Raw genomic sequence first — 24800 nt, forward strand, 5'->3', positions numbered from 1 at the left:
TAAACCAAAATTCTATTGCAGACGTTAATGGCTTGTTTCACGATAAGTAGAACGTTCTACTAAAACGTTATACTCACTATAAACAGGGTTATGAAAAGCACGCACAAAGAGGCGGCTATTCGGGGGAAATCAGTATGAGTCTGATATCGAGCTTTATAAAATCGCTTTCTAAACTGTCGATGATTGGTCGCGCGCTAATGCTGCCAATCTCGCTGCTGCCTGCGGCCGGTCTGCTGCTGGCATTCGGAGATAAATTCCATATGCCGCTGATGATGAACGCGGGCGGGATTATCTTCGATAACCTACCGATGCTGTTCGCCATTGGTTCTGCCGTCGGTCTGGCCTCGGAGTCCGGCATTGCCGCGCTGTCGGCGGCCGTCTCGGTGTTTGTCACCAACGTCACGATCGGTACCGTTTTGAGCATCACCCCTGAAATGGCGAGCCAGGGCGGAAAATACGCCATGGTGGTGGGTATCCCAACCTTGCAGATGGGCGTCTTTGGCGGCTTGATTTGCGGTATCCTGGCAGCGTGGTGTTATAACCGCTTCCACAAACTGCAATTGCCAGAATTCCTCGGCTTCTTCTCCGGTAAGCGCTTTGTCGCTATCGCCACCGCGCTGCTATCGTTCGTGCTCGGACTGATTCTGCCGTACATCTGGCAGCATATTCAGGCCGGTATCGACGCGCTGTCAGTGATCATCAACGGCGATAATCAGGCCGCCTCGACCTTTATATTCGGGCTGGTTGAACGCGCACTGATCCCGCTGGGCCTTCACCACATCTGGTATCCATCGTTCTGGTACTCGTTTGGCGACTACACCACTCACGCAGGCCAGGTGATCCACGGCGACCAGACTATCTGGTTCAAAATGCTGGAAGAAGGCGTGAAATCCTTCAGCAGCGATACTTACCAGAACGCCGGTAAGTTTATGCAGGGTGAATTCCCGCTGATGCTGTTTGCACTGCCGGCGGCCTGTCTGGCGATGTACCACGAAGCACATACCAAGAATAAGAAAATCGCCGCCGGTATTCTGTTCTCCGCCGCGCTGACCTGCTTCCTGACCGGGATAACGGAGCCGGTAGAATTTACCTTTATCTTCGTAGCGCCGATTCTCTACGTCTTCAACGCGATTATGGCCGGCCTTTCTTACATGGCGATGTATCTACTGCATGCACATATTGCCAAATCGTTCTCAGCCGGGCTTATCGATTATATTTCGTTTGGCATCCTGCCATCGTTTAACGGCTACCAGACCAACTTCCTGAGCGCGATTATCGTTGGCGTGCCGATGGGACTGATCTACTACTTCACCTTCCGCTTTGTAATCCGCCGCTTCGACGTTAAAACGCCGGGCCGTACGGAAACCACGGTGACCGCCAATGATAAAAGCGATACCGAACTGGCGACCGACATCATCGGCCTGCTGGGTGGTCAGAAGAATATTTCCTCCGTCGGTTCGTGCATCACGCGACTGCGTCTTGAAGTGGAAGATAAAAAAGTCGTCGATAAAGATGGTTTGAATAATATCGGTGCACGCGGCGTCGTTTTTGTCGGCGATAATGGGATTCAGGTGATATTTGGCGCGCGAGCGCAATTTATCGCGCAAACCATGTCGACGATGATTGGCAAATAATCATAAGATTACACGCGGTTGAAGGTTCCCGTCCCTGATGGGAACCTTCTTGCATTCGGTGGATTGTCGATTCAGCTCAGGGAGTGATTTTGAAGAAAGTCAGCATAATTGATGTCGCAAAACGAGCAGGCGTGTCGGTTTCTACCGTCTCACTCGTACTTCGCCAGAAAGGCAAAATCTCCGAGGCGACGATTGAGAAAGTGCAGGCTGCCATCACTGAACTGGGCTATGTCCACAATATTGCCGCTGCCAACCTGCGTTCCAATACCTCGAATCTGATTGGCCTGATCCTGCGGGACTTCAGCGACAGTTTTTCCATCAAGGTGATGGCGAGCATTGTTCAGGAGCTGGAGTCACAGGGCTTTATGGTCTTCCTCGGACAACCGCTCAACGAACATGAGCATCTCGAACGCTGCCTGTTATCGTTCAAGCAGCAAGGTGTCGCCGGGGTGATTTATCTGGCGTCTGACGTGAACCGCGACACGCTGCCGGCACAAATTCGTCAGTGTCCGCTGCCATTAGTCGTGGTGTCGCAGTCGCCCATCAAAGAAGCCTGCAACCTGGTCCTGCGTGATAACCAGCAGGCGGCAAGCCTTGCCACTCGTTATCTTATCGAACGCGGACATCGCTATATTGCCTATCTGGGTGGTCAGGATAATAACCTGATTCGTCAGCAGCGGCTGGAGGGTTTTCGCAATACCTTAACCCGCTACGGCATTACCCCTCGTGAAGAATTTACCCCAGCCTGCGGCGATGACACGCACGCTGCCAGTATCGCCACCCGCCATTTACTGGAAAATAATAACGCCATCACTGCCGTGTTGTGTCACTCGCCCGATGCGATGATCGGCTGCATTGATGGGATTCATAAAGTAGGCCGCACCGTGGGGAAGGACGTGTTTCTCACCCAGCAGGTGGCGCTGATTGGCTTTGAGGATATGCTGCATATCAACCTCACCTCCCCGGCGTTTAGCTATGTCTCGTCTGCCAGCGAAGAGACCGGGCGTCAGGCGGCAACGCTTATCATCCGCAAGCTCAAAGAGCCGACGTTGCAATGCCAGTCTATTACGCTGTCTGGGCAACTGGTGACGCGCGAGTCGGCTTAAACGACGCTCGCTAACCAGCCAAACCGCGCTTCATTTTCTGCCAGCATCACCAGCCCAGACTGCACGCGTAATGGGCTATCGCTTAGCGGACGAAAAACCACACCCTGCCGCTGGATTGCGGCAAACGACGAGGGAAACAGGCTCACGCCATCGCCACGGGCGATACGCGCCAGCAAAACGTCATGTTCAAGCGGTTCCTCAACACATGTTGGCGAGTAGCCTGCGTGGCGAAAAATATCCCGCGTGTAGTCGAAAAAGGCCGGATTACGTTCGCGCTTAAACCAGAAGAGAGGGCGCTCGCTGAGCGCAGCTAGCGTTAGCGAATCGGCTTTAGCTTCCGGCCATTGAGCTGGCAAGGCAGCAATCAGCGGTTCCTGCAAGGCCAATGGAATCACGGTAAGCCCGTCAGTCTCCAGCGGCAACGCCACCAGCGCCGCGTCTAGTTTGCCACGACGCACCTGACGCACCAGTTCCGGTGAACCGTGGCGCACAATATTCAATGTCGTCACTTGCGCTTCAAGCTGCATTTCCAGCGAGGCAAATACTCCCTGCTCAAACGCGGTCGTTAGCCCTAAACGCATCGACTGCGAACCGGCTTGCCCAAGCTGACTCAACGCGGCATAGGTTTTATCCTGCTGCGCCAGCAACGGGCGGATAATCTCCAGCACGCGCAGCCCCTCATCCGTGAGCGTCAGCCCTTTGGTATGGCGGACAAAAAGCGTCATCCCCAGCCGTTCTTCAAGCAGGCGAATATGGCGGCTGAGCGGCGGCTGCGACATAAACAGGCGCTGTGCCGCACGGCTCATGTTGTTCTCCTGGGCCACCACCGCAAAGTAGCGCAGCAGGCGAATGTCCAGAGAATGAAGCGGAGAAGTTGTCATACCAAAAAGGTATCACGAAATCGGTATTATCCCAATCATTCTGCGCCACCTATTCTCTCGCTATACCGCAAATCAATGAGGGAATTACCATGCATTCAGAACGCTATATTACCGGGCAGAAAATGTTGCAACAGGTTGATGGTAAAGGGGGTGACGCGGTCGTCGAGAGCCTGAAAGAAATTGCGCCAGACTTCGCCCGCTACCTGCTCGAGTTTCCCTTTGGCGATATCTATGCCCGTCCGGGTCTGGATTTACGCAGCCGGGAAATTGCCACCGTCGCCGCACTTACCGCGATGGGAAACGCCACGCCGCAGCTAAAAGTGCATATTGCCGCCGCGCTGCACGTGGGGTTAACGCAGGAGGAGATTATTGAAGTGATTATGCAGATGGCCGTTTACTCCGGGTTCCCGGCGGCGCTGAACGGACTGTTCGCGGCAAAAGAGGTATTTGCAAAAGGGTGAGGCTGCCGGATGGCGATGCTTGCGCATCTTATCCGGCCTACAACGGTGTAATACCTTTCTGCGTAGGCCGGATAAGCAAAGCGCCATCCGGCAACACACGTTACAGCAACTGCGCCAGACGATTAATATCCGACTGAATCGCCCCAGCCGTCACGTCGCGCCCAGCCCCCGGCCCGCGGATCACCAGTGGGTTATCGCGATACCAGCGGCTTTCGATGGCAAAGACGTTATCGCACGGCAGCAACGCCGCCAGCGGGTGTTCCTGACGCACCGCTTCCACACCCACGCGCGCTTTGCCGTTGGCATCGAAACGCGCCACGTAGCGCAGCACCAGCCCCATTTCCTGAGCGGCTTCCAGACGCTGGATCATCTGCTCGTTCAGCTCATCGCCATTTTCAAAGAAGTGATCAATGGAACCCTCTTCGCAATGCGCAGGCACCAGCGACTCAACGCGCACCTGATCCGGCTCGATGTCATAGCCCGCTTCACGCGCCAGAATCACCAATTTACGCATCACATCTTTCCCGGAGAGATCCACGCGCGGGTCAGGTTCGGTTAGCCCTTGCTGCCACGCCTGGTCTACCAGGTCGGTAAACGGTACGCTGCCGTCGAATTGCAGGAACAACCAGGAGAGCGTGCCGGAGAAGATACCGCTGATCGCCAGAATGCTGTCGCCGCTGTCAATCAGGTCGCGCACGGTATGGTTAACCGGCAGACCTGCGCCGACAGTGGCGTTATACAGCCAGTGGCGACCCGTTTTCTCGAAGGCATCATGGATCTGGCGATACTTATCGCTGCTGCTCGCCCCAGCCAGTTTGTTAGCGCTGATCACGTGGAAACCGTGGCTGGCGAAATCGAGGTACTGATCGGCCAATTGCGGGCTTGCCGTCACGTCCAGCACGACTAAATCATCATATGGGTGAGCGCGCATCCACAGGAACAGTGATTCTTCATCCTGCTCGATGGCCTCATCATCAAAGAAAGCCAGCGCGCGACTGGCGTCCAGCCCTTCATAACTCAGCAGGCTGCGGCGACTGTCCACCACGCCCGCCAGCACAAATTCAAATCCGGTGCGGGCAGAGAGCGTGCCCTGCTCGCGGGCAAACAGTTCCAGCCAGCGTGAGCCAATATTGCCCTTGCCAAACAGCACCAGGCCAATACGTTTTTCGGCGCGGAACAGCGACTGGTGCAACCCCTGAATCAGACTTTCCGTTGGCCCTGCGCGCAGCACGGCGACCAGGCTGATGCCCTCTTCCGACTGCCAGGTAAACTCAACCGGTTGGCCTTTCAACTGCTGCCAGAAACGGTGGCAGTGCAGCGGGTTACGGGCGACACCCGCGCCAACCATCGCCACCAGTGCCAGCCCCTGGCGCAGACGCAGTTCGCCCGGTAAACCGGCTTCATCAAGGATTTTCAGCGCGCTATCGGCCACTTCCGAGGTATAGCAGAATTGCAGCAGTTGGCGATCGGTATGCACGCCCACAGCCAGCGGGCGGATCTGCGCACGCTTAAGCAGTTGATCAATCTCTTTATGCGCCAGCTTAAAGTCCTGGCTCGCGGGAACGCGGAATTCAATTAAGCAGACATCATCATGGCTGGTGACGATACGCGCGCCGGTACCGGATGCCAGTACGCGCTCAATGCGCGTCGAGCCCTGATCCGGCGTGTAGCTACAGCGTAATTGCAGGTCGATGTCGCTACCGGAAACCGGCTGCAACGTTCGGGCGTGCAGAACCGGAGCTGCCAGACGCGCCAGTTCACTGGCTTCATCCAGACGCAGCAGCGGCAACAGACAGGCATCTTTCACTTTGCGCGGGTCAGCGCTGTATACCCCGGCAACATCGCTCCAGATGGTCACGCGGGAAACGCCCGCCAGCGCGCCAATTTGGGTCGCCGAGTAGTCTGAGCCGTTACGGCCCAGCAGGACGGTTTCGCCCGCATTGTTGCGGCTGATAAAACCGGTCACCACAAAACGTTTACCCGGATGCTGCGCCAGCAGTTGTTGCAGCAACGGGTAGGAAAGACCTTCATCCACCTGCGGCTGCGCGCTGCGTTCCGCACGTAAAAAGGCACGGGCATCCAGCCAGACGGCATCCAGACCTTGCAGCTTCAGGACTTCCGCCATCAGACGCGCCGACCACACTTCACCGTGGCCGACCACTTCCGCGTATACCGCGTCATTCACGCCTGCATCCAACAGCCCAGCCAGGCGCTCAAGATCATGGATAAAATCAGCAATCATGCCGTCGGCAATGTCGGCAGGCAGCAAACCGCTAATCAGTTCGGACTGATAGCGGCGCAGCGTCTGCTGAACCTGATGCGCAGAGAGGCGATCGGTCTGGCTAAGTTTCAGCCAGCTGATCAGCTGGTTAGTGGTGCTACCCGCGGCGGAAACCACCATCATATCGCCGGGCTGCGAGTATTCGGCCATAATGCCGACAACACGCAGGTAACACTTCACATCAGCCAGACTACTGCCACCAAATTTATGCAGTTGACGCTCTTTCGCCCCTGCCTGCGCAATCACACTCATGTTTACCCCTCGGCTGCGATCCGGAATCCATTTTCCAGATCGGCAATTAAGTCTTCACTATCTTCAATACCGGTTGAGATACGCAATAGCGTCTCAGAAATACCTGCGGCTGCGCGCGCTTCTGGCGCCATGCCCGCGTGCGTCATAGTTGCCGCGTGAGAGATAAGGCTCTCAACGCCGCCCAGCGATTCCGCCAGGGTGAACAGCGACAGCCCACTCAGGAAACGGCGTAGGGTTTGTTCATCACCACCCAACTCAAAGCTCAGCATCGCGCCAAAACCTTTCTGCTGACGGGCAGCAATGTCGTGCCCCTGGTTTTCCGGCAAAGAAGGATGATACAGCTTTTTCACCAGCGGCTGTGTTTTCAGGAAATCGACAATCGCATAGGCGTTGCGTTGCGCCACTTCCATACGCGGAGAGAGCGTACGCAGGCCGCGCAGCAGCAGGTAGCTATCAAACGCGCTGCCGGTGACGCCGATATTATTCGCCCACCATGCCAGTTCTGTGACGATTTCAGGATCTTTGGCAATCACCACGCCCGCCACCACGTCAGAGTGACCGTTTAGATATTTGGTGCAGGAGTGCAGCACCAGGTCAGCACCTAACGCCAGCGGATTTTGCAGCGCCGGGCTCAGGAAGGTGTTGTCCACTACGCTCACCGCACCGGCTTCGCGTGCCAGCTGACAGATTTTCGCAATATCGACCACGCGTAACAATGGGTTGCTTGGGCTTTCTACCAGCACCAGTTTCGGTTTTTCCGCTAGCGCCGCTTTCAGTGCATCGTCATTACCCTGGTCAACAAACAGCACGCGATAGCAGCCACGTTTTGCCAGGCTGTCGAACAAACGGTAGCTACCGCCGTAACAGTCATGCGGTGCCACCAGCAGGTCGCCAGGTTTCAGGAAAACGGTCGTCACCAGGTGAATCGCCGACATCCCGGTATTGGTCATCACCGCACCTGCGCCCCCTTCCAGCTCGGCCAGCGCCCGCTGAACCACATCACGCGTCGGGTTACCGCGACGAGAGTAGTCATGCGCACGCGGCTCATTAAAACCGGTAAAGTTATAGGTGCTGGAAAGATGGATAGGCGGGACAACACAACCATACTGCTCGTCGTCATTTAAACCGCTACGCACTGCTATGGTGGCCTGTTTACGGGTCATGAGGATTCGTTCCTGGCAAGGTCTGTGGGAAGTCAGACTCCAGAGTAAACATTGTTTACATAGCCGTCAATACATCTAGACATCTAAACCTCTTTGCGTATAGATTGAGCTATTGGCAAATAGCCGTTAAAATTATATGCATTAGCGCACGTCTGCGAAGGTGAAACCCGTGCCAGAACGGGGCCTGTACGGTAAACTGCGCGCGATCATGGTCGTCAATCGGCCTGTTAACTTATGACTAGAGGATTAAAGGTATCTCATGGCTGAATGGAGCGGCGAATATATCAGCCCATACGCTGAGCACGGTAAGAAGAGTGAGCAAGTAAAAAAAATTACGGTTTCCATTCCTCTGAAGGTGTTGAAGATCCTCACCGATGAACGCACGCGTCGTCAGGTCAACAACCTGCGTCACGCCACCAACAGCGAACTGCTGTGTGAAGCGTTCCTGCATGCATTTACCGGTCAACCGTTGCCTAACGATGAAGACCTGCGTAAAGAGCGCAGCGATGAAATTCCAGAAGCGGCGAAATTGATAATGCGTGAGCTGGGGATTGACCCGGAGACGTGGGAGTACTGATCCCATAAAAAGCCGGGAGACGCCTGCGTTTCCCGGCTTTTTTGTTTTCAGGGCAAGACTCGTGCGTCCAGCGTATTACCCCACGTTCTGCAATTCGACGGGGTTCCCGTTATTTATCCAAAGGCCAATATCCCCCTGAACTTAGCGTCGCACTGCCGCTGCTGGCAAATATCGCTAGCTGGCGCTGTGTTTCCTGCGGGTAGATACGGCTGCTTAAGCAGGCGTCACCATCATTGACGAACACCTCAACGGAAGAACGATCGATAAAAATACGCAAGGCAAGGCGATCGCCTGCCGGCAGCGGCACGCTACGGCTGCCCTCTAGCGCAAACTGCGGGTAGCGACGTTCCAGCACCAATCGCTGCGACTGCGCGTCAACAAACACCCGCAGACCGTCGCCTAAGGTGAGACCGTAACACTCAGCCGTGGCGGTGTTCATCTCCCACACCAGCTCCAGCTCAATGGCTTCGGCCTCTTCAACAACGGGTGCAGATTGGTTCTTTAACTGCTGCGCCAGCAGCGGATAATAGCTACCGCGCAGCACTGCCACTTCTTCGGCTGGCGTCATTCGCAGGCGATTATCGGCACCAAGGCGAATTTCACGCGGTAAAGAGAGCATTCCTGCCCAACCGTCCTGCTGTTCCGGTAGCGGTGACTCCCACATGTCCAGCCAGCCAATGACAATGCGTCGCCCATCTGGCGTCAGGAAACTCTGTGGAGCATAGAAATCATGGCCGCGATCCAGCTCGATAAACTCGCTTTGCGCGACAAATTGCTGTCCCGGTAACCAGTCGCCAATCAGATAGCCGCTCTGGAATAGATTGCGGTTACGGTAACCCTCCGCCGCCAGCCCCTGCGGTGAAAACATCAGTACACGTTTGCCGTTGAGCGTGAAAAAGTCTGGGCACTCCCACATAAAGCCCATCCCTTCCTGCGCCTCGGCCAAAATGCCATCCTCTTGCCACAGTCGGAGATCGTCGGAGCGGTACAAGCGCACCTGCCCGGTATCGCCAACGCGTGAACCGACAATCAGGTACCAGGTTTCCCCTTCGCGCCAGACCTTCGGATCGCGAAAATGGTGCAGGCCCGCAGGGGTATCAATAATTTGCCCCTGGCGCTCAAAATGAATCCCGTCGCGGCTGGTTGCCAGACATTGCACCTGGTAGAGATTATCGTCACTGCTCGAATCGCCGTGGAACTTATGCCCGGTGTAAATCAGCGCCAGGTTGTCGCCATCGACCACCGCCGATCCGGAGAAGCAGCCGTCCTTATCCTCCGGCCCTTCCGGCGCCAGCGCCACCGGCAGATGTTCCCAATGCACTAAATCCTTACTTCGGGCGTGTCCCCAGTGCATCGGCCCCCATCGGGTTGAGTACGGATGATGCTGATAAAACGCATGGTACCAACCGTCAAACCACACCAGTCCGTTGGGGTCGTTCATCCACCCGGCGCGAGCGGCGAGGTGATAGCGAGGATACCAGCGCGTATTTAGCGTCGCGCTGCGTTTATGGAGTTCCTGTTCAGCATGGGCAATGGAAAATGTCATATTCTTCACTCTTAATTCAGACAGCAGAAGGTTGCGTCAGCAGCGGGTCAGAAGTCGGTTTACTGGCGCGTAATAGAAAAATGGAGATAAAGGTGGTGCAGAACACCAGCGCCCCCATAAACAGATAGGATTCAGCGAAGCCATATTTTTCATAGCTATAGCCAGCAATGGGTGACAACACGGTGCGATTATCGAGCTGGTACAGGCGAATCCGACCAGATAGAGGGTGGAGGAGAGGCGCTTATCAAAATTGGCGCTGTTGTATTTAAAAATGGAGACCAACAGCACCGGCAGTTCAACGCCGTGCAGCAGTTTGGTGATGGAAATCAGCAGCGGCCCTTCCACCAGCCCAGAAGAGAGCATCCGTAGCGCCATCACCATTCCGGCAAAGATCAGCCCGTTTTTGGCGCCGATGCGGTTCACCAGCCACGGTGCGCAGAACATCCCCGCAGCTTCAAGGAATACCTGGAACGAATTCAGATAGCCATACATGGCGTTCCCTTCCTGAAGCGTCGGGAACTGCGAGGAAAAGTAAACCGGGAACTGCTGGTCGTAGACACCATAAATACAGGTACCGACCACGAAAAATACCAGCGCCCAGAAATGCGGTAACGTCAGTAAACGCAGAGCATCTTCCAGCTTCACTTTACCGGCTGCCCCCTCCTCTTCCGCCGTCTGTGCATCGGTGACCACGTGCAACCGTGACAGCAGAAATAAGAACACCAGCCCTGAACAACTCGCCACCGCGAAGTTAAGTTTGGGATCGATATTAAACAGTATGCCGGCAAAAAAAGTAGCGACCGCCCAGCCAAGCGAGCCCCACATCCGTGCCCTGCCAAACTCAAAGTGGGTTTGTCGCGCAACGCGCTCGGTATACGTCTCCAGCACACCAATGCCGCCGTTAAAGGTTAAGCCGACATAAATCCCACCGAAAATACTGCCCATAATAATGTTTATTTTCAGCAGGTAACCGAATAGCAGGTAGGCTGGGCCAGAGAGGATAAGCAGCACGGTGATGTACCACAGCAGATTTTTGCGCAGGCCCAGCTTGTCTTGAATAAAACCGTAGCAAACCTGGGCAAACAGGGCTGACACCGACAGGACAGCGTAGATGATTCCCGTATCGCTCGCTTTGAGCCCAACCTCCTGGTGGAGCCAGATAGGTAGCAACGAACCGGAAGCCGACCAAGTGACGAAAAAGAAAAACAGTAAAGCGCTGAGTAACAGGTAACTGCGAGAGTGATGTTCTTTCATCATGGCAACCTCATCGTGGATTAACGCCACGATGGTAACGTTAACAAAAAACATTCCTCATGCCATTTTGCTGCGATATCCGATGTTAATCACAAAAGTTAACGTTAACATAGTTAAAATAAGATCACGATCAACTATTTGATACCATAGCAGCGAGGTAGATTGCGCTAGAATTGCGCGCTATCCTTTTACATCAGTAAGTTAGTGGCTGTATTGCAACGGTGGAGTAAGAAACATGGCATCCTTGAAAGATGTGGCAAAGCTAGCGAACGTTTCATTGATGACGGTTTCCCGTGCCCTAAATAGCCCGGAGCGGTTAAAGCCGGAAACGCTAGCCCGGGTACAATCAGCCATTGCTCAGACCAACTACGTCCCCGATCTCTCAGCCAAAAAAATACGCGGCGCGCACGATACGGCGAAAACCATTGGTGTGCTGGCGCTCGATACGGTGACTACGCCGTTTTCGGTCGAGATTACGCTCTCCATTGAGGAAACGGCGCGGGCCCACGGCTGGAATAGCTTTGTGGTGAATATGTTTTCTGACGACAGTCCGGAAGCCATTGTCGACTTGCTGCTGTCTCACCGCCCCGGCGGCATTATTTACACCACCATGGGGCTTCGTCAGGTACCGGTGCCCGCTAAACTGCTGACGCTTCCCTGTGTGCTGGCGAACTGCGAAAGCCTCTACCACCCGGTCGCAAGCTTTATCCCGGATGATGAGCAAGGTCAGTATACGGCGGTAACCGGTCTGCTGGCGGCGGGATACACGCGCCCGCTGTGCCTGCATTTACCGCAAACCCACCTGGCAACCATTCGTCGTCGTCGTGGGCTTGAACGAGCCTGCCGGGAAGCGGGCATTAATCCTGACGCGCTGACCCACGTCTACATGGAATATGGTGACGAACACTATCGCGATATGCCCGCCCAGGTTCTGGCGCATATCATGCAGGGGAAACCACAGTTTGATTCCATTATCTGCGGCAACGACCGTATCGCATTTATGGTCTATCAAACGTTGCTGGCGCAGGGGCTAAGGATCCCCGAGGACGTGGCGGTATTGGGGTATGACAATATGGTGGGCATTGGCGATCTCTTCTTGCCGCCGCTTTCAACGGTACAGTTGCCGCATTATGAGATTGGCCGACTGAGCGCCCTGCACATCATTAACGGCGACAATCATCGGGATACGGTTCGCGTTGCGAGCCCATGGTTGCCCGGAAAATCGATATAAAAAAACCGCTTATGTAAGCGGTTTTCGGGGATTTTTTTAGCGTCTTAGAAGCGCGTAACTTCAGGATGCAGCTCAGACAGTGAGATCAGGTAGGAAACAAAAACGTTTTTGATTGCGGTCAGCATAGTCACACCTTTACCCATGATTATTTTAAGGTCATTTGATGAGCAAATAATAAGCTCATCCGGAGCGCTGCGCAATATTTTTGTGATGCCAGTCACACTTTTTCACCCACTGAAGCCCAGAAAATGAAAGAGGCGAGATTTCTCCCGCCCCCTCCGCTCGCTTCAAAGCATCACGCATTCACAACATTACTTGCTGATGCCATTGAATTTATTCAGCGTCTCTTCCATTTTAAGCGTTTCTTTACGGTTAAGCGGATAGAAATAAATCAAAATCACTGCCGCCAAAAACAGGCACAAAGCCGGTAAGAGATTCGCCATGGTATAAATATTTTCCTGCACCACGCTGGTTTGTACCGCACCGCCCGTTGACGAAGATTGATAACCAATTATCGCCAGCATAAAGCCGCCAATAGCCCCGGCACACGCCTGGCCAATTTTGCGGGCAAAGAAGTTCACACCATACACGGTGCCGTCTTCACGATCGCCGGTGACATACTGATGATAATCACAAACATCGGTCATAAACGCCCAAATCATCAGGTTGAATAACCCCGCCCCCAGCGTCGCCAGGAACAGAAACACCAGATAGACTTTCGCATCCGTAATGTGGACGAAGTACATAATCACGTACATGACCACCGCAAAAAGCAGCGCGCCTACGCTGGCCTCTTTCTTACCAAACCGCCTCGTGAGCCATGACGCTGACGGTGCCAGCAACACCAGGGAGCCGAAGGTAAACAACAACGCGACGGACATGGCCTCTTTATTGTGGAAATAGTCATTAAACAGATAGGTCATATTGGTGCCAGACAACCCCTGGTTAATCACGATAAGCAAATCCACAACGACTAGAACAATCAGCGCCTTATTGCGTAGCAGCCCTTTTAGCAGCACCGAAACCGGCATGCTCTCTTTTCTCTCCACGCGTACGCGTTCCGTCGTTAACTGACAGGTCAAACTTAAAAAGATAAAGCCCAACACCGCACAGCCAATAGAGATCCAGAAGAAATGCTGCCCGGAAATGACCTGGCTTCCGTCCACAAGGGTGGTATACATCAGGATAGGAATGAAAAAGCCGGTTGCCCCGCCGCCAATTGCTGACCCAACGCTACGGTAGGTTGAGAGCGATACGCGATCTTCCGGGTTAGAGCTTATCGCCGCAGACATCGCGCCATAAGGAATACTCACGGTCGATAACAGTGAACCGTAAATAAAATAGGAGAAACAGATGTAGATAATTTTTGCCGTATAAGAAAAATCATTCACAAACGGCAGGAACAGGACGACCGCAATAATGCAGAACGGATACTTCATACGACGCACCCAAGGGTTAAAACGCCCATTGGCCGTCAGTTTGGAAGTATCACATAGGCGCCCTACGCCAACGTCGACAAACGCATCAAAAAGCTTGGTCACAAAATAGAGCGACCCGACAATGACACCGGAAACGCCGAGTACGTTAGTGTAGTAAATCATTAAAAAACTATTAACCAACCCAAGAATAAAACAGGTTCCCAGGTCGCCACATAAATAGCCAATTTTATCTCTGAACCCGAAAGGCCTGACGGCAATACTTTTATCGATTCCGGTAATAGCTCCATCACTAGACATGATGTCAACTCCTTAGACACATTATTCACGCAAATTATGCGTATTGCTGGATACTCGGTGAAATAAACGGATACGAAGGATATTAATGATTAGAAGTTATAACCCAGGCCTATACGATAACGCGTCTGGCGATCGTCAGTGGTGGTGGTATTATAACCTGAAGAGACATTACCAACTTCAATGAATGGAACCCAGGAGTCGATATTATAGGCGATACGGAAATTATATTCGTAATCATCTTTACCGTTATTGTAGAGATCTTCACTATCCGCAACTTTATAAATTCCGTTCAGTTCGAACATCCAATTATTCACGTTATAGCCCATCCAAGCTTCTGGACGATAAACGGTGCGGTCATCTCGCCCATCACCATTACGACGGGCATACTCGGTACGATAGCGGAATGCGGTCCACCAGTTTTCGTTAATGTTATACTGCACGCGAATATAAGGCTTGTAGATTGCCATGTCGTCGCCCATTTCAACAGCGACCCCGGGCTGTAAAATAAAACCTTGCCATTCAAACTGATAGCTAGCCGTATACTCTGCACTGTTCGACTCCATATTGTTCAGAGCATGATTCGACTCTTTATCATCGGAGCGTGATACCGCTTCAACGGCAACACCAAAACCGGTCGAAAAACGATTCGACATATAGACACGATCATAGTTACGACCATCATCATAGTACTCATGACGGTAGTCCACATATCCAGCATGAGCCGCACCGCATAATAATGGAAGCAGTAATAAGGTATATTTTGTTTTCATAGCAATCACTCTTAAAAACATCAGCAATAAATCCAATCGCCTCTGGCTTTTTGACCAAAACGCAATAGGGGGATCTAGTAGTAGTTTTAAATTACGCTGAAAGTTTATTTTATAAGGTATCTAAACACCTTTTCATTACTGCCACGCAGGAAATAAAAATGGCAATAAAAGAAAGGTAGTAAAGATAGAGATCACCAATGCATATAATTTATCGTGAATTTATCAGAAGGAATCAAATACAAACAAAACACTTTATTAATGAATCTATAAAGCTACGATTATATATATACCAGAGACATTGAAAAACATATTTACCATATTAATTAAACGGATTTTTATATTTTTAATATAAAAATAAAGACAAATTTCAGACACAAAAAAAGCGCCCTAAGGCGCTTTTTTCGCTTGGCAACTTACTTGCTGCCTGGGATGCTGAAACGCTTGTTGAAGCGGTCAACACGGCCACCGGTAGCAACGTCACGCTGCTTGCCAGTATAGAACGGGTGGCACTGACCGCACACGTCCAGGTTCAGATCGTGACCTACGGTAGAGCGGATTTTCATGACGTTACCGCAAGAGCAAGATGCAGTAATTTCTTCGTATTTAGGATGGATATCTTTTTTCATGGGGAAAACCTCGGTTAAGGCCGCGTCGCTCTTCCAGCCCTAACGCCAGACACCACGCGATGTTAATAGTATATCTCTGACGCCAAAATGCATCAAAGGCGGCGAATCATACAGAATTTGACCAGTAGATGCAAACTGATCCGCACCCCTACAATGTGTATACTGTCTCGCCAGATTTCAAGTCAGGAAGAAAACATGCCCGTTGCTCACGTTGCTCTGCCTGTTCCACTGCCCCGTACATTTGACTACCTGCTGCCTGACAATCTCAGCGCCAAAGCGGGCTGTCGCGTGCGCGTGCCGTTTGGCAAACAAGAGCGCGTGGGGATCGTGGTGTCAGTTAACGAAAGCAGCGAACTCCCTATTACGGAGCTTAAGGCCGTTGCAGAAGTGCTGGACGAAGAACCGGTGTTTTCATCTGCCGTCTGGCGTCTGCTGCTGTGGGCGGCCGACTATTATCATCACCCGATTGGCGACGTATTGTTTCACGCGCTGCCCATTTTGCTGCGTCAGGGGAAACCTGCCAGCGCCACGCCGCAGTGGTTCTGGTTTGCCACAGAACAAGGGCAGGCGGTGGATATCAACACGCTTAAACGCTCGCCTAAGCAGCAACAAGCGCTGGCGGCGTTACGTCAGGGGAAAATCTGGCGTCATCAGGTGGCAGAGCTTGAATTCAATGAAACCGCCATGCAGGCGCTGCGCACCAAAGGCCTGAGCGAACTCGGCAGTATCGCCCCGGAAACCGTAGACTGGCGCACCGCCTATTCCGTACCGGGCGAGCGGCTGCGGCTCAATACCGAACAGGCAACGGCAGTGGGCGCGATTCATAGCGCATCAGATGAATTTTCCGCATGGCTGCTGGAAGGGGTGACCGGCTCGGGGAAAACCGAGGTCTACCTCAGCGTGCTGGAAAACATACTCTCAAAAGGCAAACAGGCGCTGGTGATGGTGCCAGAAATTGGCCTGACGCCGCAGACTATCGCCCGCTTCCGCGAGCGTTTTAACGCGCCAGTTGAAGTACTGCACTCGGGGCTTAACGACAGCGAGCGCCTTGCCGCCTGGCTGAAAGCCAAAAGTGGTGAAGCGGCGATTGTTATCGGCACTCGCTCATCGCTGTTTACGCCGTTTAAAAATCTTGGCGTCATCGTGATAGATGAAGAGCACGATAGCTCTTACAAGCAGCAGGAAGGCTGGCGTTATCATGCTCGTGACCTCGCCGTATGGCGCGCCCACAGCGAGCAAATCCCGATTATTCTGGGTTCCGCCACGCCTGCGCTGGAAACCCTGCTGAACGCCCGCCAGCATAAATATCGCATGCTGCGTTTAACCCGCCGCGCGGGTAACGCGCGCCCAGCCACTCAGCACGTGCTCGATCTCAAAGGCCAGCATTTACAGGCCGGGCTTTCCCCAGCGCTGATAAACCGCATGCGTCAGCACCTGCAAGCCGATAATCAGGTGATCTTATTCCTGAATCGCCGGGGCTTTGCACCGACGCTGCTGTGTCACGACTGCGGCTGGATTGCCGAGTGCCCACGCTGCGATAGCTACTACACTCTGCACCAGGCTCAGCATCATCTGCGCTGCCACCATTGCGACAGCCAGCGCCCTATCCCACGCCAGTGCCCATCGTGCGGCTCCACGCATATGGTGCCGGTCGGTCTGGGAACCGAACAGCTTGAACACGCGCTGGCCCCCATGTTCCCCGGCGTACCGCTGTCGCGTATTGACCGCGATACCACCAGCCGTAAAGGGGCGCTAGAGCAGCATCTGGCGGAAGTGCATCGCGGCGGCGCCCGTATTCTTATCGGCACACAGATGCTGGCAAAAGGGCACCATTTTCCCGACGTCACGCTGGTTGCTCTGCTCGACGTTGACGGCGCACTCTTCTCCGCCGACTTCCGCTCAGCCGAACGCTTTGCCCAGCTTTATACCCAGGTCTCTGGCCGTGCGGGACGTGCAGGTAAGCAAGGCGAAGTCGTTTTACAAACCCACCATCCTGACCATCCTTTGCTGCAAACGCTGCTGTATAAAGGTTATGACGCCTTTGCCGAGCAGGCGCTGGCCGAGCGGCAGACGATGCAACTCCCGCCGTATACCAGCCACGTGTTGATTCGCGCGGAAGACCACAATAGCCAGCAGGCCCCGCTGTTCCTGCAACAGCTACGCAATCTCATTCAGGCGAGCCCGCTGGCAGACGATAAACTGTGGGTGATTGGCCCGGTACCGGCGCTGGCGCCGAAGCGCGGCGGTCGATATCGCTGGCAAATCCTGTTACAGCACCCTTCACGCGTGCGCTTACAACATATCGTCACCGGCACGCTGGCGCTTATCAATACGCTCCCTGAATCCCGTAAGGTGAAGTGGGTTCTCGACGTCGATCCTATCGAAGGTTAATGCAGAGTTGAGAGCGGGATCGTGAAATCAAACAATCATCACACTTTCGATGAAAATTCTGTAACAGGTCTGCCTAACTATCTGATAAAAGTGTGTCAGATGTCAGGTCACAAGGGATGTGCCTGCGCCAGCAAGTGAGGAGAGGATCAGGTGAAGGCTAAAAAACCGGTTGTTGCCGCAACCATGAAAGATGTTGCCCTACAAGCGAATGTCTCTACGGCAACCGTATCACGTGCATTAATGAATCCCGAGAAAGTTTCGCAAGCAACACGTAGCCGCGTAGAGCAGGCAGCGCTGGAAGTCGGTTACCTCCCGCAGTTGCAGGGACGTAACATGAAACGCAATGAGTCACGCACCATTTTGGTGATTGTTCCTGATATCTGCGATCCCTTTTTCAGCGAAGTGATCCGTGGGATCGAGGTGACGGCGGCGGCACAAGGTTACCTGGTACTGATTGGCGACTGTGCGCATCAGAACCAGCAGGAAAAAACCTTTATCGATTTAATCATCACCAAGCAGATTGACGGTATGTTACTGCTTGGTTCGCAACTTCCTTTCGACGCCAGCATTGAAGAACAGCGCAACCTGCCACCGATGGTGATGGCTAACGAATTTGCACCTGAGCTGGGTCTCCCGACGGTACACATCGATAACCTCACCGCCTCGTTTGATGCCGTTAACTATCTGCACGAACTCGGGCATAAACGCATTGGTTGTATTGCCGGGTCGGAAGAGATGCCGCTGTGTCACTATCGCCTACAAGGATATGTTCAGGCGCTGCGCCGCTGCGGGATCACCGTCGACCCTCACTACATTGCTCGCGGTAATTTTACCTATGAAGCTGGCTCCAGGGCGCTTGAACAGCTCCTGGCTTTGCCACAGCCACCAACCGCCGTCTTCTGTCACAGCGATATCATGGCGCTGGGTGCGCTCTCCTGTGCAAAACGCCGAGGGTTAAAAATCCCTGACGACCTGTCCATCATTGGGTTCGATAACATCTCTCTGGCGGAGTTTTGCGACCCGCCGCTCACCACCGTTTCACAGCCGCGTTTCGATATCGGGCGCGAAGCCATGTTGCTGTTACTCAATCAACTGAGCGGGCAGCTTGTTGATAGTGGTTCGCGTCTGTTGGATTGCGAACTGGTGATTCGCGGCAGTACAAGCAAAATATGATGCAAAGCCTGGCGCTTTAGGACTTGCTTGTCTGGTCAAAGCGCCGCCGCTTAAGTAACATGTCGGGCTAACAAACGGAAAAAGACAGCGAAACGATAGTGGCACAACGAGACTATGTACGCCGCGGCCAGCAGGCACCTTCGCGGCGCAAAAGCAGTAATTCACGGAATACACGGAAAAAACAGAATAATTTTCCGGCGGTCTCTCCTGCCATGGTGGCAATCGCGGCTGCGGTCGTGGTCGCTTTTATCGGCGGTTTATACTTCATCACGCATCATAAAAAAGAAGAGTCTGAATCGCTACAAAGCCGCCAGATAACAGGGAACGGCCTTCCGCCGAAACCAGAAGAACGCTGGCGTTACATTAAAGAGCTGGAAAGCCGCCAGCCTGGCGTCCGTGCGCCAACCGAACCGTCAGCCGGCGGGGAAGTGATCAACCCTAATCAGCTCACCGACGAACAGCGCCAGCTGTTAGCGCAAATGCAGGCAGATATGCGCCAGCAGCCTACGCAGCTCACCGAAGTGCCGTGGAATGAGCAAACGCCTGCACAGCGTCAGCAAACGCTACAACGTCAGCGTCTGGCGCAACAGCAGGTTCAGCAACAGCAATGGACGCAAACGCAGCCGGTACAGCAACCGCAAACCCGCGCAGCGCAACCCGTTCAACAGCCGCGTCAAACGCAGACGCAGCAGCCGCCAAAATCAACGGCGGCAAATTCCGCGTATCAGGATCTGCTGCAAACGCCTGCGCACACCACGACCTCACAGCCTAAAACCCAGGCTGCTGCCCCAGTCGTGCGTGAAACCACGCCGCCGAAAGCCACCGAGAAAAAAGATGAGCGTCGCTGGATGGTGCAGTGCGGTTCATTTAAAGGTGCCGAGCAGGCAGAAACCGTCCGCGCGCAGTTGGCTTTTGAAGGATTTGATTCAAAAATCACGACAAATAACGGCTGGAACCGTGTGGTTATCGGCCCGGTCAAAGGCAAGGATAACGCCGACGGCACCATCACCCGCCTGAAAATGGCCGGTCACGCAAACTGCATTAGGCTCGCCACTGGGGGTTGAAACCCCCAAAATCCCCCCCATCTATAATTACATTCTGCCCCGTACACGGTACGGGGCATCTCTATCCGTATTCGCAACTTGCAACAAAGGGGTCTGCTCGTGACAACAATAGTAAGTGTTCGCCGTAACGGCCACGTTGTAATTGCCGGTGATGGCCAGGCCACGCTGGGCAATACCGTCATGAAGGGCAACGTGAAAAAAGTGCGTCGTTTGTATAACGACAAAGTGATCGCCGGTTTTGCGGGCGGTACGGCAGACGCCTTCACGCTGTTCGAACTGTTTGAACGTAAACTGGAAATGCACCAGGGGCACCTGGTGAAAGCCGCCGTTGAACTGGCGAAGGACTGGCGTACCGATCGTATGCTGCGCAAGCTGGAAGCCCTGTTGGCGGTCGCCGACGAAAACGCCTCACTGATCATCACCGGTAATGGTGATGTCGTGCAGCCGGAAAACGATCTGATTGCCATCGGCTCCGGCGGCCCGTATGCCCAAGCCGCAGCCCGTGCTCTGCTGGAAAACTCCGAGTTAAGCGCACGTGAAATTGCTGAGAAAGCGTTGAATATTGCAGGCGATATCTGCATTTATACCAACCATTTCCACACCATCGAAGAATTGACCTCCAAGGCGTAAGGATCTCCCATGTCTGAAATGACCCCACGCGAAATTGTCAGCGAGCTGAACAAACATATTATCGGTCAGGACGCAGCTAAGCGCTCCGTGGCTATCGCCTTACGTAACCGCTGGCGTCGTATGCAGCTCGATGAAGCGCTGCGCCACGAAGTCACACCGAAAAACATTCTGATGATCGGCCCAACCGGCGTCGGTAAAACCGAAATCGCCCGTCGTCTGGCCAAGCTTGCCAACGCGCCGTTCATCAAAGTTGAAGCCACCAAGTTCACCGAAGTGGGCTATGTGGGCAAAGAAGTGGACTCCATCATCCGTGATCTGACCGATTCGGCGATCAAGATGGTCCGCGTTCAGTCCATCGAGAAAAATCGCTACCGCGCTGAAGAGATGGCGGAAGAGCGTATTCTTGACGCACTGATCCCACCGGCAAAAAATAACTGGGGCCAGTCTGAACAGCCACAGGAACCTTCTGCTGCACGTCAGGCATTCCGTAAAAAACTGCGCGAAGGCCAACTGGACGACAAAGAGATTGAGATCGATCTCGCGGCAGCACCGATGGGCGTCGAAATCATGTCGCCTCCAGGCATGGAAGAGATGACTAGCCAGTTGCAGTCTATGTTCCAGAACTTGGGCGGCCAGAAGCAGAAACCGCGTAAGCTGAAAATCAAAGATGCGATGAAGCTGCTGATTGAAGAAGAAGCGGCGAAACTGGTTAACCCAGAAGAACTCAAGCAAGACGCTATCGATGCGGTTGAACAGCACGGTATCGTGTTCATCGATGAGATCGATAAAATCTGTAAGCGCGGTGAATCCTCCGGCCCTGACGTGTCTCGTGAAGGCGTACAGCGCGACCTGTTGCCACTGGTTGAAGGCTGCACCGTTTCGACTAAGCACGGTATGGTCAAAACCGATCACATCCTGTTCATCGCGTCCGGCGCATTCCAGGTTGCGAAACCGTCTGACCTGATCCCAGAACTGCAGGGTCGTCTGCCGATTCGCGTTGAGCTGCAGGCGCTAACCACCAGCGACTTCGAGCGCATCCTCACCGAGCCAGACGCCTCTGTCACCGTACAGTATAAAGCGCTGATGGCGACCGAAGGCGTGAATATCGAGTTCACCGAAGACGGTATCAAGCGTATCGCCAAGGCGGCATGGCAGGTTAACGAAACCACCGAGAACATCGGTGCCCGTCGCCTGCATACCGTATTGGAGCGTCTGGTGGAAGATATCTCCTATGACGCCAGCGAGATGAGTGGTCAGAGCATCACAATTGATGCGGAATACGTGAGTAAACATCTGGATGCATTAGTCGCAGATGAAGATCTGAGCCGTTTTATCCTATAATCGCGGTCACTGCATTTTCATCTTTAAATTGATGGGGCTGAAAAGCCCCATTTTTATTGGCTGATTACTCATGACAAATACACCTGTAAGCCGCACCCAGGCATGGCTGGAAAGTCTGCGCCCGAAAACATTACCTCTGGCCTGTGCTGCAATTATCGTCGGTACTGCCCTCGCCTGGTGGCAGGGTCATTTTGATCCCACCGTCGCCATTCTGTCGCTGATTACTGCAAGTCTGCTGCAAATTCTCTCCAACCTCGCCAATGATTACGGTGACGCGGTGAAAGGCAGCGATAAGCCGGATCGCATCGGCCCACTGCGTGGGATGCAAAAAGGGGTGATTACCAAAGAACAGATGAAGCGGGCGCTGATTATCACCGTCGGGCTTATCTGCATCTCTGGACTTGCCCTGCTGTTTACCGCATCTCAGACCACGGGTGATTTTATCGGTTTCCTGGTGCTTGGGCTGCTGGCGATCATCGCCGCCATCACCTACACCGTGGGTACCCGACCTTACGGTTATATCGGTTTGGGTGATATCTCCGTGCTGATTTTCTTCGGCTGGTTAAGCGTGATTGGCAGTTGGTACTTGCAGGCGCACAGCCTGAGCAGCGCCATTATCCTGCCCGCGACGGCCTGTGGTCTGCTGGCAACGGCCGTGCTGAATATCAATAACCTTCGCGATATCGATAGCGACCGCGAAAACGGTAAGAATACGCTGGCCGTCCGTTTAGGGCCGGTTAACGCACGCCGTTACCACGTCTGTCTGCTGATAGGCACGCTGGTCTGTCTGGCGCTGTTTAATCTGCTCTCGCTTCACAGTCTGTGGGGCTGGCTGTTCGTGCTGAGTACGCCTTTGCTGGTCAAACAAGCCCGCTACGTGATGCGTGAACGCTCACCGCAGGCGATGCCGCCAATGCTGGAGCGGACGGTAAAAGGAGCGCTGTTAACTAACCTGCTGTTCGTTATCGGAATTGTGCTCAGCAAGACGTTGGCTTAACTGACAAATATCAATTAACAATTGATGATTTTGCAAACAATGCGTAGAGCGCGATATACTAAAATCACTCGCAGCAACTGAGCGTTAATCCTATGAAATACGATACTTCCGAGCTTTGCGACATCTACCAGGAAGATGTCAACGTAGTAGAACCCCTGTTCTCTAACTTTGGCGGACGGTTGTCGTTCGGTGGGCAAATCATCACCGTAAAATGTTTCGAGGATAACGGGTTGCTGTACGATCTGCTCGAACAGAACGGTCGTGGCCGCATCCTGCTGGTCGACGGCGGCGGTTCTGTCCGTCGCGCACTGATTGACGCCGACCTCGCCCGTCTGGCCACCCAGAACGAGTGGGAAGGCATTGTGGTGTACGGCGCGGTGCGTCAGGTTGATGATTTAGAAGAGCTGGATATCGGCATCCAGGCGATTGCCGCGATTCCAGTGGGTTCCGCAGGTGAAGGCATTGGTGAAAGTGATATCCGCGTTAACTTCGGCGGCGTGACCTTCTTCTCCGGCGACCATCTTTATGCCGATAATACCGGTATTATCCTGTCGGAAGATCCGCTGGATATTGAGTAAGCCCCACAAAAAAGCCTTCTCATAGAGAAGGCTTTTTTTTCATCCACAATTTGCCTGTTACCAGGCACACCACGAATTAGTACAGCTGCTTAGCGCATTCCAGCCAGTCACCTTTAAACGGACGCTTCACGCTTTCGATAGCATCGATAATGTCATGGTGAACCAGTTTTTCGTTCTGAATACCGACGCAACGACCACCGAAGCCCTGCTGCAGCAGTTCAATGGCATATGCGCCCATACGGGACGCCAGGATGCGGTCGTAAGGAACCGGGGAGCCGCCGCGCTGAATATGGCCGAGAACGGTCGCACGGGTTTCACGGCCGGTCTCAGTTTCAATAAACTGCGCCAGTTCGTCGATGTCGCACATGTGTTCAGTAATCGCCACGATCGCGTGTTTCTTACCTTTGGCGATACCCGCTTTGATTTCGGCAACCAGATCGTCACGCTTGAACTCAACTTCCGGTACCACGATAAATTCGCAGCCGCCCGCAATGGCCGCTGCCAGCGTCAGGTCACCGCAGTAGCGGCCCATTACTTCGACAACGGAAATACGCTGGTGGGAAGAAGAGGTGTCACGCAGACGGTCAATCGCTTCAACCACGGTGCTCAGCGCCGTGAAGAAACCGATGGTGTAGTCGGTGCCTTTGATGTCGTTATCAATGGTGCCTGGCAGACCGATGCAAGGGAAGCCCATTTCGGTCAAACGTACTGCACCCATGTAGGAACCGTCACCACCGATAACCACCAGCGCATCGATACCGCGTTTTTTCAGGTTTTCGATAGCCACGGCACGGATGTTTTCATCACGGAATTCAGGGAAGCGCGCAGAACCCAGGAATGTACCGCCACGGTTGATCATGTCAGACACGCTGTAACGGTCTAGCGGAACCATACGGTCTTCGTACAGGCCCAGGTAACCGTCATAAACGCCCATGACCTCAATACCTTCCGTCAACGCTGCACGCACAACACCGCGGATTGCGGCGTTCATACCCGGCGCATCGCCGCCGCTTGTCAACACACCGATTTTCTTAATCATGACTACCTCTGAACTTAGGAATGCTAAAAATTAATTCTTTTGCCCGAAGCGCTCCCAAAAAAACGGGGA

20 protein-coding genes and 1 pseudogene are annotated in these 24800 nt (G+C 53.6%); 12 read left to right on the top strand and 9 right to left on the bottom strand.

Translation table 11 applies throughout. The annotated features are described in order from the left end of the window. Positions 1 to 134 precede the first annotated feature (134 nt). Entirely contained in the window at positions 135 to 1634 is a 1500-nt protein-coding gene (locus tag U0026_RS22115) for a PTS transporter subunit EIIC (RefSeq protein ID WP_062776571.1), read from the top strand. Positions 1635 to 1723: 89 nt separating this feature from the next. Further along, the gene (gene malI / locus U0026_RS22120; protein WP_062776570.1) at positions 1724 to 2740 is read left to right on the top strand and encodes a Mal regulon transcriptional regulator MalI; all 1017 of its coding nucleotides are present in this window, start codon (positions 1724 to 1726) and stop codon (positions 2738 to 2740) included. On the opposite strand, the gene U0026_RS22125 is transcribed toward malI, so the two are convergent. Beyond that, a complete protein-coding gene (locus tag U0026_RS22125; RefSeq protein WP_062776569.1) occupies positions 2737 to 3621 on the bottom strand; it encodes a LysR family transcriptional regulator in 885 nt (294 codons plus the stop codon). The two genes, malI and U0026_RS22125, sit on opposite strands and share 4 nt — an antisense overlap. 89 nt (positions 3622 to 3710) lie before the next feature. Here U0026_RS22125 and U0026_RS22130 point away from each other — a divergent pair, with 89 nt between their 5' ends. Then, positions 3711 to 4082, top strand: a complete 372-nt coding sequence (locus U0026_RS22130; protein WP_062776567.1) for a carboxymuconolactone decarboxylase family protein — start codon at positions 3711 to 3713, stop codon at positions 4080 to 4082. Positions 4083 to 4182: 100 nt separating this feature from the next. Here U0026_RS22130 and U0026_RS22135 read toward each other — a convergent pair whose 3' ends face one another. Both U0026_RS22135 and metB read right to left on the bottom strand, forming a co-directional pair. Next, on the bottom strand, positions 4183 to 6615 hold the full coding sequence (locus U0026_RS22135) for a bifunctional aspartate kinase/homoserine dehydrogenase II (RefSeq protein WP_062776565.1): 2433 nt from the start codon (positions 6613 to 6615) through the stop codon (positions 4183 to 4185). A 2-nt stretch (positions 6616 to 6617) separates the two neighbouring features. Continuing rightward, on the bottom strand, positions 6618 to 7778 hold the full coding sequence (gene metB, locus U0026_RS22140) for a cystathionine gamma-synthase (protein WP_062776564.1): 1161 nt from the start codon (positions 7776 to 7778) through the stop codon (positions 6618 to 6620). Positions 7779 to 8037: 259 nt separating this feature from the next. On the opposite strand from metB, the gene metJ reads away from it, so the two are divergent. After that, the gene (gene metJ, locus U0026_RS22145; RefSeq protein ID WP_052284227.1) at positions 8038 to 8355 is read left to right on the top strand and encodes a met regulon transcriptional regulator MetJ; all 318 of its coding nucleotides are present in this window, start codon (positions 8038 to 8040) and stop codon (positions 8353 to 8355) included. A gap of 109 nt (positions 8356 to 8464) precedes the next feature. Here metJ and U0026_RS22150 read toward each other — a convergent pair whose 3' ends face one another. After that, positions 8465 to 9901: a glycoside hydrolase family 32 protein gene (locus tag U0026_RS22150; protein WP_062776561.1), complete on the bottom strand. Its 1437-nt coding sequence runs from the start codon at positions 9899 to 9901 to the stop codon at positions 8465 to 8467. A gap of 16 nt (positions 9902 to 9917) precedes the next feature. After that, positions 9918 to 11158 (bottom strand): annotated as a pseudogene (locus U0026_RS22155) (oligosaccharide MFS transporter). A 232-nt stretch (positions 11159 to 11390) separates the two neighbouring features. Here U0026_RS22155 and U0026_RS22160 point away from each other — a divergent pair. After that, positions 11391 to 12386 (top strand): LacI family DNA-binding transcriptional regulator, encoded by a 996-nt coding sequence (locus U0026_RS22160; RefSeq protein ID WP_062776560.1) that lies wholly within the window; start codon positions 11391 to 11393, stop codon positions 12384 to 12386. A 311-nt stretch (positions 12387 to 12697) separates the two neighbouring features. Here U0026_RS22160 and U0026_RS22165 read toward each other — a convergent pair whose 3' ends face one another. The 3 genes from U0026_RS22165 to rpmE form a co-directional block, all read right to left on the bottom strand. Next, on the bottom strand, positions 12698 to 14122 hold the full coding sequence (locus U0026_RS22165; RefSeq protein WP_062776558.1) for an MFS transporter: 1425 nt from the start codon (positions 14120 to 14122) through the stop codon (positions 12698 to 12700). 89 nt (positions 14123 to 14211) lie between these two features. Next, positions 14212 to 14892 carry an oligogalacturonate-specific porin KdgM family protein gene (locus tag U0026_RS22170; protein ID WP_062776556.1) on the bottom strand — a complete coding sequence of 227 codons (681 nt, stop codon included), beginning with the start codon at positions 14890 to 14892 and terminating at the stop codon, positions 14212 to 14214. Positions 14893 to 15305: 413 nt separating this feature from the next. Beyond that, positions 15306 to 15518: a 50S ribosomal protein L31 gene (gene rpmE / locus U0026_RS22175; protein ID WP_062776554.1), complete on the bottom strand. Its 213-nt coding sequence runs from the start codon at positions 15516 to 15518 to the stop codon at positions 15306 to 15308. 195 nt (positions 15519 to 15713) lie between these two features. On the opposite strand from rpmE, the gene priA reads away from it, so the two are divergent. The 7 genes from priA to rraA all read left to right on the top strand — a co-directional run bounded on the left by priA (position 15714) and on the right by rraA (position 23692). Then, positions 15714 to 17909: a primosomal protein N' gene (priA, locus tag U0026_RS22180; protein ID WP_062776552.1), complete on the top strand. Its 2196-nt coding sequence runs from the start codon at positions 15714 to 15716 to the stop codon at positions 17907 to 17909. Between the two features lie 150 nt (positions 17910 to 18059). After that, positions 18060 to 19082 (top strand): DNA-binding transcriptional regulator CytR, encoded by a 1023-nt coding sequence (cytR, locus tag U0026_RS22185; RefSeq protein WP_062776550.1) that lies wholly within the window; start codon positions 18060 to 18062, stop codon positions 19080 to 19082. Positions 19083 to 19180: 98 nt separating this feature from the next. Beyond that, positions 19181 to 20146, top strand: a complete 966-nt coding sequence (gene ftsN / locus U0026_RS22190) for a cell division protein FtsN (RefSeq protein ID WP_073971156.1) — start codon at positions 19181 to 19183, stop codon at positions 20144 to 20146. A 99-nt stretch (positions 20147 to 20245) separates the two neighbouring features. Beyond that, positions 20246 to 20776 carry an ATP-dependent protease subunit HslV gene (gene hslV / locus U0026_RS22195; protein WP_062776547.1) on the top strand — a complete coding sequence of 177 codons (531 nt, stop codon included), beginning with the start codon at positions 20246 to 20248 and terminating at the stop codon, positions 20774 to 20776. A 9-nt stretch (positions 20777 to 20785) separates the two neighbouring features. Then, positions 20786 to 22117 carry an HslU--HslV peptidase ATPase subunit gene (gene hslU / locus U0026_RS22200; protein ID WP_062776546.1) on the top strand — a complete coding sequence of 444 codons (1332 nt, stop codon included), beginning with the start codon at positions 20786 to 20788 and terminating at the stop codon, positions 22115 to 22117. A gap of 70 nt (positions 22118 to 22187) precedes the next feature. Continuing rightward, the gene (gene menA / locus U0026_RS22205) at positions 22188 to 23114 is read left to right on the top strand and encodes a 1,4-dihydroxy-2-naphthoate polyprenyltransferase (RefSeq protein ID WP_062776544.1); all 927 of its coding nucleotides are present in this window, start codon (positions 22188 to 22190) and stop codon (positions 23112 to 23114) included. 92 nt (positions 23115 to 23206) lie between these two features. Continuing rightward, the gene (gene rraA, locus U0026_RS22210) at positions 23207 to 23692 is read left to right on the top strand and encodes a ribonuclease E activity regulator RraA (RefSeq protein ID WP_062776542.1); all 486 of its coding nucleotides are present in this window, start codon (positions 23207 to 23209) and stop codon (positions 23690 to 23692) included. A gap of 76 nt (positions 23693 to 23768) precedes the next feature. Here the strand turns inward: rraA and pfkA are convergent, their stop codons facing one another. After that, positions 23769 to 24731 (bottom strand): 6-phosphofructokinase, encoded by a 963-nt coding sequence (gene pfkA / locus U0026_RS22215; RefSeq protein ID WP_062776540.1) that lies wholly within the window; start codon positions 24729 to 24731, stop codon positions 23769 to 23771. Positions 24732 to 24800: the final 69 nt, after the last annotated feature.

The sequence above is a fragment of the Kluyvera intermedia genome (assembly GCF_034424175.1).
Lineage (GTDB): Bacteria > Pseudomonadota > Gammaproteobacteria > Enterobacterales > Enterobacteriaceae > Kluyvera > Kluyvera intermedia.